Annotated in this window: 11 protein-coding genes; 6 read left to right on the top strand and 5 right to left on the bottom strand. The window is 63.4% G+C overall.

The features are described 5' to 3' along the window. Nucleotides 1–412 precede the first annotated feature (412 nt). Nucleotides 413–610, bottom strand: a complete 198-nt coding sequence (locus AB2U09_RS11860) for a hypothetical protein (RefSeq protein ID WP_459192932.1) — start codon at nt 608–610, stop codon at nt 413–415. A gap of 148 nt (nt 611–758) precedes the next feature. Between AB2U09_RS11860 and AB2U09_RS11855 the strand changes: the two genes are divergently transcribed. The 5 genes from AB2U09_RS11855 (at nt 759) to AB2U09_RS11835 (ending at nt 6123) form a co-directional block, all read left to right on the top strand. After that, nucleotides 759–956 (top strand): hypothetical protein, encoded by a 198-nt coding sequence (locus tag AB2U09_RS11855; protein ID WP_459192931.1) that lies wholly within the window; start codon nt 759–761, stop codon nt 954–956. A gap of 336 nt (nt 957–1292) precedes the next feature. Next, nucleotides 1293–2636, top strand: coding sequence for a winged helix DNA-binding protein (locus AB2U09_RS11850; protein WP_459192930.1), 1344 nt, complete (start codon nt 1293–1295; stop codon nt 2634–2636). Between the two features lie 530 nt (nt 2637–3166). Then, nucleotides 3167–4153, top strand: a complete 987-nt coding sequence (locus tag AB2U09_RS11845) for a hypothetical protein (protein ID WP_459192929.1) — start codon at nt 3167–3169, stop codon at nt 4151–4153. Between the two features lie 230 nt (nt 4154–4383). Next, nucleotides 4384–5391 carry a DUF7972 family membrane protein gene (locus AB2U09_RS11840; protein WP_459192928.1) on the top strand — a complete coding sequence of 336 codons (1008 nt, stop codon included), beginning with the start codon at nt 4384–4386 and terminating at the stop codon, nt 5389–5391. A gap of 306 nt (nt 5392–5697) precedes the next feature. Next, nucleotides 5698–6123 (top strand): spore germination protein GerW family protein, encoded by a 426-nt coding sequence (locus AB2U09_RS11835; protein WP_459192927.1) that lies wholly within the window; start codon nt 5698–5700, stop codon nt 6121–6123. Between the two features lie 77 nt (nt 6124–6200). Here the strand turns inward: AB2U09_RS11835 and AB2U09_RS11830 are convergent, their stop codons facing one another. The 3 genes from AB2U09_RS11830 to AB2U09_RS11820 all read right to left on the bottom strand — a co-directional run bounded on the left by AB2U09_RS11830 (nt 6201) and on the right by AB2U09_RS11820 (nt 11959). After that, nucleotides 6201–8387: a pentapeptide repeat-containing protein gene (locus AB2U09_RS11830; protein WP_459192926.1), complete on the bottom strand. Its 2187-nt coding sequence runs from the start codon at nt 8385–8387 to the stop codon at nt 6201–6203. Nucleotides 8388–8466: 79 nt separating this feature from the next. Beyond that, the gene (locus tag AB2U09_RS11825) at nt 8467–9999 is read right to left on the bottom strand and encodes a Gfo/Idh/MocA family protein (protein WP_459192925.1); all 1533 of its coding nucleotides are present in this window, start codon (nt 9997–9999) and stop codon (nt 8467–8469) included. 382 nt (nt 10000–10381) lie between these two features. Beyond that, nucleotides 10382–11959, bottom strand: a complete 1578-nt coding sequence (locus AB2U09_RS11820) for a coiled-coil domain-containing protein (RefSeq protein WP_459192924.1) — start codon at nt 11957–11959, stop codon at nt 10382–10384. Nucleotides 11960–12404: 445 nt separating this feature from the next. On the opposite strand from AB2U09_RS11820, the gene AB2U09_RS11815 reads away from it, so the two are divergent. Next, nucleotides 12405–12818, top strand: a complete 414-nt coding sequence (locus AB2U09_RS11815) for a universal stress protein (RefSeq protein ID WP_459192923.1) — start codon at nt 12405–12407, stop codon at nt 12816–12818. Here the strand turns inward: AB2U09_RS11815 and AB2U09_RS11810 are convergent. Next, nucleotides 12811–13083 (bottom strand): hypothetical protein, encoded by a 273-nt coding sequence (locus AB2U09_RS11810; RefSeq protein WP_459192922.1) that lies wholly within the window; start codon nt 13081–13083, stop codon nt 12811–12813. The two genes, AB2U09_RS11815 and AB2U09_RS11810, sit on opposite strands and share 8 nt — an antisense overlap. Nucleotides 13084–14049 lie beyond the last annotated feature (966 nt).

Below are 14049 nucleotides of genomic sequence, written 5' to 3'. Positions count from 1 at the left end.
AGCATACGCCAGTACATAATTTCCCACATGTGTTTAAACATATGATAAGACGGGATAGTTCATCGGTATGTCTTTGGTCGGCTACACGCGGCGCACACAGCCGTGTGCCTGTCGTTCGATACAGGAGAGACGCCGAATGGATTCAGCGAGGGCCTGATGCGCGTGATCATCGAGTTGACATTTCGAGCCGCGAAACGCTGCACGGGGACGGCTTACGCTCGGTCTCCCAAGCGTCTTCATTCTCCGCGTCGAACAGTTATCGGAGGAAATTATCGAATTCCACGAGCGGTTCTCGTTGCGACCGCCTCCCTCCCCGAATTCGGTCACCGAAACAGTGAACCAGCAATCGAGTATCCGGGAGATTCAGGAACCCCTCCCACGAGCGTGCGACAGCCTTGCGAGGAGAGACTTCTCAGTCAGTCGGAGTCGTCTCGGGGGTCGAGTTTCCCTCGGCCCCTACCGCCTTCTGGTGCTCATCGACCTCGATCTCTTCGTAGACGAGCTCTCGGAGCAGCTCTGCCATGGTCATGTCTCGCTCTGCAGCGAGGACACGAAAACGGCTTTTTTCGTCTTCAGTAACGCTCGTACTGATCTTTTCGGTTCTCTCCATACCTAACGTCACGGTATTGCCGCACAAAAAAACTGGGTCATCGGATCGGAGCGTCTATGGTGAATAGTGGCATCTATTCACTGCACCAGTGGTGCAGTGGAACACCTTTATCATGCATCAAGATTCTACGTATTGATGTTGCATGAATATGACTGACAAAATAACGTTTCGCTGTCAGAATTCGCTGGCCGCGGACGTCGACGAGATCTCCAGCAGAACCGGGCTACCGAAAAGAGAAGTCGTCCACCGCCTGATCAGGCTCGGTCTCCAGGACGTCGAAGAGATCGACGACGAGGTGCTCTTCGGGTCGGTGTCCGGCCCGAAGGGAGGGGATGCGACTGATTGACCTCCGCTGTCGAGCTGAGTGCGTCGTCCAACCAGGGGTGGCGCGCTCGATGGGACAGCGGACTCGCCACGAGGGATTCGAAATGCAACACACGAAACTCGGTTCGACGAGCGGTCCGGCGAACAGGTATCGGCTCCGGCCGTCCAACGGCGACGCTCCCGCTCTCCGTTCGGAGCGTGGGCACGGAACGGCTCTCGTGTCCCGTCGCGCGATTACTTGGTTCGACCAGCGCGCACTCGGTCGTCCCGCGACGGAAGTGATCGGAGTGGACCACGCGATAGACGGGCAGGAGAGAGGATTGCATGCTACCAGCGCACTGATCGAGCCGGCACCGCTGTGGACGAATGCAGGACGGCTCGGGGGACGCTCGTGAGCAACCTCGCCGAGCAGCACCGGCTGATCGCGGAGGTCATCGAGCCGCTCGAAGAGATGGGTGTCGACACAAAGGTAGCCGAGCGGGTCAGGGACGACGGCAGCCTGTGTCTCACCCTGGATCTCGGACTCCCACCGGCTTTCGACTCGAACGGCGGAGCTGGGGAACGTACCGAGGTCCTGGAAGCGCAGTACGAGAAACTCCGGAAGGGGTACGACGGGCTCCAGAAGGAAGCCGACAGACTGGAGGAACTCGAAGCGCGCATCACCGAACTGGAGGAGCAGGGCGGAGTCGACGAGTCGGATCGCGAGAAGCAAGGTGACACTGGTGGTGGGAGATACCCCAGCGTGGCGCGGGGCGACCTCACCGACGGTGAGCGCGAGACCTTGCGCGCACTGCGGGATCTAGGTGGATCCAGGGCGTCCGGAGAGATAGCGGACGAGGTCGACGCCACGCTCCAGAGTGTTCGGTCGTGGCTGCCGAAGCTCGTACAGGCCGATCTCGTCCAGACCGTGCCTGACCCCAGCGACGGCCGGCGGAAGCTCTACTCGCCGGTAGAGTGCGACGAGGCCATCGACGGTGACGGACACGAGAACCCGGACGTCACCAGCGAAACGGCAAAAAACGGCGACGACTCGGTCGAAGCGACCGCGGGCGTCGACGGTACGACCGACGGGTCGGAACAGTCGGACGACGCGGTCGAAGAGACCCCGGAAGTGGAGGGCACCGTGTACATCGCGTCCAGCGGTGGAAGTCCGTCGCAGGTGTTTCACGTCCAGACGGACTGTCCGCAGTTGCAGCGGGCGGCCGACTTCGTCGAGAAAGACCGCGCCGTCGTGCCGCATCATCGCCCGTGTGGCAGTTGCGTCGCTGACGACCTCGAGGGAGGGTGCGTCGCGGTCGCGGCGAATTCGCAGTCCGAGACCTACCACAAGCGAGCGGACTGCCCCAAACTTGAATCGGCGAACGAGGTCGCACTCCGGGACGCGACGGCGGTTCCGGACTACGACCCCTGCACCAACTGCGTCCACCTCGACGACCAAGAGAGTCCCAGCGAGAGGTCGGAGACAGAGAATCACGAGGCCGAGCAGATCTGCGTCCGGAACGGCCTCGATCGCGAGGCGATCGTCGAGGCACTGGACGGGGCGACTGCGATATACCACGTCCAGCGCGACCTCACACTTTCTCGCGACGAGACCGAGACCCTGCTCCAGATCCTGGGCGTGTTCGGGACCCTCGACGGCGGTGGGAACGTGCCACTCGACCGCGCGAAGTCGGTAGTTCGAAAACACGTCCCACCGGCGTAGCGGCGCGAGTGCGAGGTGGAACAGGGGACCGACACACCCCCATTCGGGGAACAGCCCAGCGACAGCAGCGTCACGCCCGGCCGGTTCCAGCGCAGGATGGACCACTGCGGAGCCGTGCGCTTCACCGGGCAGAGACGGGCGAGTGTCGCAGACTCCCTCGAGATCCCACGGTGTTCCGGTGTTGAGGGGGCTCTTCGACTTCTTGCTGGGAGCCAGAAGGTAACGCGGTCGGGTGACGGTGACCGGAGTCCGCGACACCGGCACTCTCCGTTCGAAGACGCAGGATTCGGTGTGATTCGCGTATCCGTCTATTCGCGTGTTCGGTCACGTAGGTCGTTTATCGTCGTGAGCGGCGACGAGAGTACATGGCAATCGAGCCTTCAGTAAGAGAGACGAACGGCGAAGGATACGACGTCGTCCGTGCCCGGGGACAAGAGATCCACGTCGGTCGCGGAGACGTGTTCGAGAACAAACTGATAGACGTTTCGACGGGTAACAGCGTTCGTCTACGCGTCACAGGTGCGAACGCGGTGGTACGAAATGTCGGTTTCGAGGGCGTTTACCGCGGTGATCAGTTCGCGATCTCGGTCGACGCCGACCGGGGCGACGTCCTCTTCGAGAACGTCTACCTGGGTGACGGCGCGACCGGGGGCGATTCGAAGGGTGGCCACGGACCCGGTGCGGTGTTCCTCCGTCACGGCAACGAAGCGGACGTGACGTTCCGCCACTGCAACGTCCAGGGATTCCCGAACAACGGGTTCCACTGTTCGAACACGGCCGGCGGTTCGGGTAGCGTTCACTTCGACAGCTGCTTCGGGAAGAACAACGGCGTCGCGACGTTTCGCTGCGCGGGCGGCGACGATCTGATCGAAAACTGTGTCGCCTACACGGACGCCACCGACTACGGCCACGACGACGACTACGTCGAAACCAACGGCCGCCCCGTCTGGGTCTGGAACGGCGGGACCGTGACGATCAGGAACTCGTCCTTCGGCGACGGCCCCTATCCTAACGCCGTAGTCGCCGGCGCAAACGACGCCCCCGGACGGATCAGTTTCGAGAGCGGGGGGTACCGGGGGACCATCCAGAGGGCGAGCGGGTCGACCGTCGACGTCGACACCGACGTGTCGACCGATCCCGACCTCTCGACGCCCGACGGCGTCCCGACCAGCGCCGAAGCCGCCGCGTCGTCCGCCCCGCTGTGTCCTTCGAGTGCCCCGAACGGCGACGGTGGCGACCAGTTCCCCAACGTCGTCGTGTTCGATGGCAGTCGGACTACCGAACCGAGCACGTACTCCTTCGAGGCCGCGGCAGCGGTCGCTGCGGGCCACGACACACCGATCGCAGACGGCGACATCGTTCGCGATCGGCCGGTCCGCGGCCTCGTCGCCGATTCGGTCGACGCGTACTGGTTCCGTGGGCCCGTCGAGGCGCTCTCCCTCCGCGGCGACGCGACCGTCAGCATCCAGTACGACGTGAGCGGCCAGCAGGGACGCGGTGGAGTTCCCCAGTCGTGACGCAGTGTCCGGCCGTCGTACTCACCCGTACCGACCCGGATCCGCCGCCAACTGGACGGGGGGATGCGAACCGATCGTGACCCACACTCACCGTCGACCGGCGCCGAATGGCGCCCGACGGCCGTGCAGTACCCTGTCCTCGTGTCCACCCCCTCCATTCGGACACGAGAGCGTTGGAAGCCCCGCTGTAGCGATACGCGTACTCGACCGATACATGTCCCCGAACCACAATGTGTCCTGAGACGGTAGTCAACACTGACGACACTGTTCGCGAACGAGCCGATACAGGCCGGATTACGTCGTGGCTGCTCTTGTCCGGGAACCGACTGATAATCGCCGGTATTCTGGCCGCCGTCTTCTTCGTCACGTTCACACTCGGGACATTCGTCCTTCGTCCAGAACTGTACCAAGTGGACGTGGAAGGCGACCTCTCCGAGCGACTGTTCTCCACGATGATCACCGTCATCGTGACCGGCGCGACCCTCGTCGTCACGTTCGGCCAGTTGATCCTGACACAGGAGAACGGTCCGCTCGGCGACCAGTTCGAACGCCTTGACGGCGCGATGGAGTTTCGAGAAGAGGCGTCGGAACTGATCGGTGCACCCTGTTCCACGAAACCCTCCAAGTTTCTCAGTGACATACTCGAAGCCACGTCGGAACGGGCCGAGGCGGTCCGCGACATCGATGACACCGGCAACCAGGCGCTGGACGACGACCTCAGGCAGTTGTCCGAAGGCCTCAGCGAGAACGCGGACAACGTCAGAACGCAACTGGAAGACGCCGATTTCGGCACCTTCGACGTGGTGTTCGCCGCACTGAACTTCGATTACAGCTGGAAAGTGTTCCAGGTAGAACGTATCAGAGACGATTACAACGACGACCTCACCGGCGCGGAGGAAGAGGCGCTCGCCGAACTGAAGCAGGCGCTGATGCTCTACGGACCGGCGCGCGAGTACATCAAGACGTTGTACTTCCAGTGGTCGCTGATCGTCCTCTCGCAACTGATCCTCGCCACGGCGGTGCCAGCGCTGATCGTCGCAGGGACGATGCTCGTGACCCTCGACGGAACCACCTTTCCCGGGACGACGTTCGGGATCGAGAACATCATCCCCATAATTGGCCTCACGTTCACGATGACGCTCTTCCCGTTCATGATCTTCGTCTCGTACGTCTTCCGCATCTTCACCATCGCGAAACGGACGCTCGCGATCGACCCGCTGATCCCCCGGCAATCTTGACTGTTTCGCTCGCACACCCGGACTACCGTTGAGAGCCGCGGGGACCGTCTAGAAACTCCTGATCCGGGAAGATTCCAGAGCAGTCGATGGTGGTCCGTTCGACGACCACTCGGTGCTATACGTCCGCCCGTCGATAGTTGGGTCGATGACAGACGAGCGCGTCGACCGAACCTGTACAGCCGTGGCACCGATCAGTCGAATACCAGGCGGGGACGTCTCCGTCGAAGACGGTGGCAACACGGCCACCGGGTACGGAAGCGATTCGGGACGGACGGGACGGCTGACGAACACCGTCGGAGGGCGGCCGTGAATCTCCCGGACGCGTTCCGGTCGTTGAGCGAAGCCGTCGAATCGAGTGCGGACGCCGAGGCGGTCTACGGAACGCCCATCGAGCGCCAGGACCGGACGGTCGTTCCGGTCGCACGGGTCGACTTCGGACTCGGTGGAGGCGACGGTGGCGGCGGGGGCGGCGGAGGCGGCGCGAACGACGCGGGCGGCGGAGGCGGTGGGAGCGACGACGGTGACGACGGATATCCTCAGGGCAGTGGCCTCGGCGGGGGGCTCTCGGCACAACCGGCTGGAGCGCTCGAAGTAACCGACGGGGGCACGCGATTCGTGAGACCCACCGACCGACGGCGGTCGCTCGCGTTCGGCCTCACGGGGCTCGTCTGTGGACTCGTCTTCGGGTGGCTCCTCGACGCCGCCGACATCGGTCGAGCGCGGAAGGCGTGAACGCCGTGCGGCGGCCGCCGCGACGGACAACGAATCCGCCAGTCAGTGGGTCTCACTGCCCGCACAACCGCGACGGCCTATAGTTCACTTCGCTTGACGAGGACGTAGATAAACAGTCCACCCAGGACCACGCTGGCGTACGCTTCGAGGCTGACCATCACGAGTCCCAGTCGCCCCGTGGCGACGATGTCGCCGTAGCCGATCGTGAGAAAAGTGATGTAACTGAAATAGACGATCGACATGAACGTCTCGATCCCGCCCCCAGTTACGAGCTCGGCGACGGAGTGGATCTGGCCGGCCTCGGTCCGAAAGGCCGGCCCGCCGAAGGCGTACAGGAGCGCCGGGGCGATCGGGAAGAACACGAACATCGCGGCGATCCGGTACAGCCGTATCCCGTGGCCGCAAGTGAGCCCGAGAAAGAAGTTCTCACCGACGCGCTGGCCGTTTCGAATCCGCGTCCCGATCGACTCTTCGGGGTCGGAGGCGATGTCTCGGTAGCTATCGCGGGCGTACTGCTGGCGTTTGAAGCGGAACTTCCCGGAGGCTTCGACGTTCCCCATCGCGGAGGCGCAGATCTTGGCCCGCTGGTAAGTCTTCTCGATCGCCTGGGGCGTCATCTCCACGGCGAACTCGGCGTCGAGGCCGTCGTCGTCGAACTCGTGGATCCCCCAGTTCGACCGGTTGAGATAGTGCGCGTGCGCCATGAAGTCGAACTTCTCGAACGTGGTCTCGCAAAAGCGGAGGTACCTGAACAGGTCTCGGTCCTCCGTGCCCTCGACCCGAAAGACGATGTCGTCGATGGTCGCTCTCGTCAGGTCGTACCTGACCCAGCTACGTTCGGGCTGGACGACAGCTCCGGCCGCGAGGTGGGCGTCGGTGAAGTTGACCAGGGTGTCGTCCCCGATCCGGGAGACCTTCATGTCGATATGTGTCAGAAACTCGCTCTCGATGAAGCACGCCTCCCCCTCGAACCGGACGTCACGGAAGCTCCCGGCGGTACACGAGACGTGATGGAAGTTCGCGTCGCCGCCGAAGACCGCCTCGTCGAAGGTCACGCTGGCGCTGTTGTGGTTGTTGGACCCGCGGAACTCGACACCGGGGTAGCTCGCCAGCGCCGCGAAAGTCGCGCCCTCGAAGGTCGCCTGGGCGTCGAACGTGGCCTCGTCGAAGCGGGCTTCACCGGCGAAATGCGCCGCGTCGAACCGCACGTTCTCCCGGAACGCGACGTCACGGAAGCACGCGTGGGCCTCGAAGTCGACTTCTTCGAAGGTCGCGGCGCCGACCTGTCCTGACTCGAAACTGACCGCCCGTCCGAACCGAACCGCGGAGAAGTCGGCGTCGTCGTGCAGCATCGTCCCCCCGCCTTCGAACGTGACGCCCCGGAACTGCGTCTCGCCGTCGAAGGTGGCCTCCGAGAAGGAGACGTCGTCGCCGAACGTCGACCCGTCGAAGTCGGTCGCCGACTCGAAGGTCGCCCGGTCGAACCTGACGGGCGCAGCCGTCGTCGCTTCCGCGAAGTGAGCAGCGCCCGTAAACAGCGTCTCCTCGAAGCTGGTGGCCTCGAACTGCGTGTAGTCGAACCGGGCGACGTCCTCGAACGTGGCTCCCTCGAAGGAGGTGTAGTCGTCGATGTCGATCGCCCGACCGTGGAACTCCGTGCCGCGGAAGGTCGCCTCGTCGGAGAACGTCACGTCGTCGAAGACGGCGGCGTCGGCGAAGGTGGCCTGGTCGAACCTGACGGCGGCTTCGAACGTCGCGCCCGTGAACACCACGTCGTCGCCGGTGAAGGTCCCGCCGCAACAGTCGACCTCCCCTTCGAACGTCGTTCGTCGACAGAGCAGGCCGTCGCTGAAGCTCCCGGCGTCGGCGCGAAACGCACCGAGCGTCGCGTCTCGCAGATCGACGGCCTCCTCGAACCGTGCGTAACTCGCCACGAAGTCGCCGCGGATACGCGCGTGTCGCAGATCGAGCAGGTGCTGATCGTCGTGGTCGAAGTCGATGTGGTCGAAGTCCAGTTCCGGGAGCGTCGCACCGACGAACGCCCGACGCTCGGGGTCACCGCTGTCGAGCGCCGCCGCGAATCGCCGCTGTACGTCGCGTTCCGAGAGCCCGACCTCCTCCTGCTCGGTGGCCGAATGGTGGAACACACACTGCTCTCGGCCCTCCACAGCGTCGTGCGGACAGTGCCAGGGTTCGTCCAGCGAGGACGCCGAAACGTCCGTGTAGACGTACGTACACGACCCGTCCGTGACCGAGTCAGTCACTCGTTCACCGCCCGTCGTCGGCCATCAGTACTGACTGTGCGCGACGCCGAGGTGACCGAGCGCGTGAAGCCGTCGGTCATCAGGCCCCCTCGGCGGGTGGAGTCCCGCGTTCGACCAGTTCCGCGATCAGCGCCACGTCCTTCGCCGCGTCGACGAAGGGGGTCTGAGTCGGTTTCCCCGTCCGAACTGCTTCGAGGAACGCCCCGAGCGCCCGTTCGACCGGCGCTTCGATCGCTTCCGGAGTCCCGGAGCGACCACCTCGGGCCGGAGCGCGCGTGCGCGTTACGACCTCGTCGGCCCCCTCTCTGATCGTCACCGCGGACGGCGAGTGTCGCCGGTACGGATCCGAGCAATCGAGGCGAACGACGCTGTCGGCCGTAGCCACGCGGACGTACTCCTCGGACCACTCGCCGTCTATCCCACCCGCGGTCAGGTGACAATCAGTCCCTCCCTCGTAGCTGAGTTCTGCCGTGAAGAACTCCCCTGGACCGTCGAGGGAGACGTGGAGAGCCTCTGATACGTCGCCGTAGAGGCCCCTGAGCATGTTCACGTCGTGGCAGCGCCGTTCCAGGTGAGACAGGTACTCGTTCGCGATCCAGTCCACGTCGGTCTCGAGCGCGTCCTTCGCCTGTCCGGTCCGGATCTGGTCGACGTCGGCAGCCACCCCCTCCGGGAGGGATTCCGAAACTGGGTCGGGGAGGGATCGAGGGCCCCGTGTATCGACGGGAGTCACGGTGTACGCATCGACGTAGCGGACCGGACCCCTCCGTTCGAGTGCCGACTCGAACTGCTGGTACGCTGGGTCGTACCGTCTCGTGTATCCGACCATCGCCGGGACCGCGGACTGCTCCACCAGTGTGAGGAGTTCCGACGCGTCGTCGGGTCTGAGAGCCAGCGGGGGTTCCACGAACGTCGCCAGCCCTGCCTCCAGTGCCTGGGTCACCATGTCCGCGTGCGTGTGCGACGGGGTACAGATCACGACCCCGTCGAGGTCGGTCTGGTGTTCCGTAATCAGCGTCGCACCCATTCGATACCGGTGAGCGATCCCGTACCGGTCGCCGACGTGTTCCACGCGCTCGCGCGAGAGATCGGTGATCGCCGTGACAGCCGTGTCCGGGAGCGACGAGAGATACGGGAGGTACGAACTCTCTGCGTTCGCGCCACACCCGATCACGCCCAGCGTGATATCGGGTGTCCGCTGCCGGTCGGCACGCCCCCGCCGGTCGTCCACGACTCGTGACCGGGCGGTGGCCAGTTCCTTGTAAGCGAACTCGTCGTCGTCATCGTCGTTCTCGCTGTCGTCATCGTCGTCGCTGTCACTGCCATCACCGCCGCCGTCAGTACCGCCCTCGTCGTCGCTCTCGCTGTCGTCATCGCCACTCTCGTTTTCGTCATCGTCGTCCTCGCTGCCTTCGTCACTGCCTTCGTTGCTGTCGTCATCGTCGCTATCCTCGTCTTCATCGTCGCTGTCGTTCTGGAGGTCGTGGACGTCGTGGACATCGTGGACGTCGTGACCGTCGTCGGAGTCGTCGGAGTCGTCGCTGTTCTCCTGCATATCGTGAACGTCGTGGACGTCGTGGTCGTTGTCACCGACAGCGTCGAGCGCTGACACGTCGCGATCGGCGTCGCCCCGCCCGCCGGCCCTGTCACGGTTACCTGCGGTATCGTCGGGCGGGCCGGTGGGCTGTTCGAGGTCGCTCGTCGGGGACGCCCTGACGCCCGTCGCTGGCGCGAGTGCGTTCCACGCAGTCGGCAGTGGCTCCTGCCTCGACCGGTGTCGGAGTTGTCCCGGAGTGGGGGTGTCGGCGACGGAGTGGCGCTGCGTACGCCGCCGCAGCTGGCCACCCACAGCGCCAGCGGGGGACAGGACGGGCACGTTCGAGGTGAGCGTCTCCGATACCGGTGGTTTCCACGGTGCTGCGTGGGAGCCACACCGAACCCGCTTGCCATCGTGGCTCCTCCCCTCGGCGGGGACGGACCGGAGCGTGAACGGATCACTCATCGGTGAGGTCCTCAAGTTCCGCGTCGATCGATTCACGTTCCAGTTCCTTCTCCTCGAACGCTTCCTGTCGATCCCAGAGTCCGTCGACCTGTTCCTCGCGTCGCCCCCGGAGTTCCTCGACGACGTCGAACGCCTCCAGGCAGGCTTCCCCGTCCTCGATCTCCTCCTGTAATCTATCGATGTTGGCTTCGTGACTGCCGATTTCGATTTCGAGCGTCGTCACCGCAGCGTCCGCATCGTCGCGCTCCGCTCTCGCGTCGGCCAGTTCCGAACGCTCCTCCGCAAGGTCCGCCTGGAGGTCCTCGAACGTCTCCTGGCGGTCCTCCAGTCGGCTCGTCGCCTCCGCCACGGTTTCGTCACGGAACGAACGGAGACGGATCGCCTCGTCACGAAGGTCGTCCAGTTCCTCGATGCCAGCGATCAACTCGTCGCGTTCCCGCTCCGCCGCGCCGAATCGGCGCTCGGTCTGGTGAAGTTCGCTCTCGATCGCATCCACTTCGTTCTCGTTGTGGTCCGAACCGACGCCCTGGTTGCAAGTCGGACAGGTCCCCCCACCGACGAGCGAGTTGAGGTCGTCGCGGTCGCCCGCCAGTTTGGATTTGCGCGCCGAGAGGTCCGAGATACGTTGCCTGATACGCTCGACCGACGCCTGTAGCTCGCTCTTGCGCTCCGGGATCCGGTCGTCGACGACCGCTCCGAGCGTCTCCGGGGAGAGGTCGATGTCGAACGCCTCGAATCGCGGTGCGAGTACCGCCAGGTCGTCCGCGAACCAGGACCGGGCGGCGTCCAGTTCCTCGCTGGCGTCGTCGACCTTCGATTCGGCCTCGTCGGTCCGGTCGTCGAGACGGTCGATCACCGCCTCGATCTCGTCGATATCGTCACGGGCATTCGTAGCCCTCCTGTTCGCGGCTTTCAGTCGGTCGGTCTTCATCGCCACCTTCTCCGATCGCACGTCTCGTTTCTCCCGGAGCGTATCGAGATGGGACGCGACGACGTCTCGGGTCTCGGTGGTCACTGTCTCCGGGAGCAGGTCGTCCGGCAGGAACGCTTCCACTGCCGCGTCGCGTTCCGTGACCGCCGCCGCGATGGTTTCGTCTATCGTGTCGAGTCGGGAGAGCAAGTCGTCGATCTCGACGCCGAGTTCCGACAACTCCGCATCGAGCCTGTCGCGCACGTCGACCAGTTCTGTCCGTTCGTCCGTCATGCTCTGTCTGTTTTCGTCATCTTCGAAGTCGTCTCTCGTTTCGTCGACCGTCGGCGTCCCGGTCGCGTTCTGTCCAGCCGGCTCCGACTGCCGTCCCGCTCGCCGACGGAAACTACTCAGTGCGGCAGTCTCGACGGCGTTCTGTGCAGTCGGATGTGTCTCTCCGGGCTGCCCGTCCACGGAGCGATCGGCGTCAGCGACGGCCACACCTCCGTCGTTCGCCATCTGCGTCGCCTGCTCCGCCGTGACTGCGCCGTCTTCGACGACCACTTCGACTCTCGCGATTGCCTCCAGGAGGTCGTAGTGGTCGAGAACGTCGTGGACGCGTGCGACGCCGTCGCCACTACCGAAGGAGATGGTAGACATTCCGAACGGTCGTCTCTCGAGTCCGACTGCCGCGCGGTCCCCCTTTCCGAAGTCGTCACGTCGGGCTGCGGTCTCGCACTGACGCGTCCCGAGATAGGATTCTCCGATATGAACAATTCTGGTTTTGACCACGGTAGAGATCGGATCACACACACTCATGAATGACATTTTAGTCGAATAGATGGAGTCCCGGGATTCGACGGTTCAAGTACCCCCGGCTGGAGAACCGCTTCCAGTGCTCGATTGGTACGAGCACCACCTCGGTGACGACCGAAACCAGAATCGCCAGCGCTATCGTTCGGAGGTCGTCCTCTCCGTTCGCACGTCTGCGGTATAGACGGATTCGTCACGCGATAACATTCGAACAGTTCTGACAGAGTTCATATATCATATACCCATTTAACTACCATATTCGTTCATATGCGAGCGGTTTCAACCGATTTACATGGAGATTCTCGTCCCCATTAACAGCGAAGAATCGGCCCGCAAGACGATCAGATACGCCGTCCGCGAGTTCCCAGATGCGTCGATCACAGCGTTGCACGTGCTACGGGCGAACGGCACGTACGGGGTCGGCAGAACGTACGTACACGAACCAGTGATGGTGACAGAACGGAAGTACGTCGACGAGCTGTTCGACACGGCGACCGAAACCGCGGACGCCTACGGCGGTTCGCTCACCACGATGACCGCGGTCGGCTGTCCGGTTCGGGAGATCGTCAAGTGCATCGAGGAGTCCGACATCGATCACGTTGTCATCGGGCGCTGCGGCCGGTCCGGTCTGCTCCGACTCCTTTACCAGAACGTAATGCACGGTACCGTCTATCGATCCCCAGTCCCAGTGACCGTCGTCAAGTGATCTCACTGGGCTCAGGAAGGTTTCGGCGGAGAAGCCGCGGGTCGACGCGCTCGGTGGTCCGCTCGGCGGCATCGATCTTCGGCGTCCCGAGTCCGGGGATGTCGCCGTCCCACTGCGAGGGGACGACGGTGCTCCCCTCGAGCGTGGCCTCTGGGCCGCCCGCGTCTGCGGGCTCGGAGCCCGTAATCCGCGAGCGGTTAGACGCCTCGCCGACGCCCCGTTCGATGGCCGCGATAGATCCCTCGTCGCGGCCGACGCCGACCAATGCGTGATCTTTGACGACTCACGACGGCGTTCCGAAGAGCCAGACGTCTAGCGAAACAGTCGTTTTGCAACGAATCCCGACGTAGACGACGAGATCCGGCTCGCTCGCGTAAAGACGAAAGGGCAGATGAACCGGTACTCGCGACGGTGGGGAATCGAAACAAGCTGCCGCTCCTTAGACACGTTTCTCCCCGAGACACCGTCGAAGGAATACTCTGTGAGACTCTTTCATTTTGACTTTGGAATTCATGTCTTCAACGTATGGGTTAGTTGACTTCCTGATTCAAGTCGATCTGGCTGAACTGGATTATCGAGTAAAGCCACCTCTCGAAGCAGATCGGTTACTGAAGCTGGTGAAGGCGATCCCGAGTACATACGATAGTAGATTGACACGTGTCGAAACCCCTGCGGCCAGTGACTACTAAGCCAATTCTCGAGAAATCAGTGACCGCTGTGGGGCTTCGGGTGAGACCTTCCAGAATCATTCGCGACCCATCGGCTCGATCTGCATCTCTCTGAGATATAGAAATCGGGGCGATCTGGGACGAATTTCATGCACATTCGGAACGGCTGATTAGCAGATTCATATCGCGAGATACGGTATATGATCCCGAGATAGTCGGCGAGGAGGACGGTCGTGCGGAGATGGTCGAGCCGTTCGCGGACACGGTCGAGCTGCTTGGAACCTCGGAGACGCGGACGATCGCCTACTTGGGGCCTCAAGCGGCCGAATAGGTAGCGATCCTGCAGTTCAGTCTCAAACGTGGCGAAGACCTGTAGATAGAGTCGCAGTCGAGTGCGTGTTCTCGGCGGCGTCAAGTGGCGTCACCATCACCGCACGCGCGACAGACTCGTGGTCGCTGGCCGACACGCCCCGAATACGAGGGCGGCGACGTCGTGGCAGTAGCGACGAAAGCTGTCACGACGGGGAGTCGACAATCCCGCGGGTGGAGTCGACCTCGACTGC

It is taken from the genome of Halosimplex yunnanense (assembly GCF_054504345.1).
This window is presented reverse-complemented; position numbering and strand designations above follow the sequence as displayed.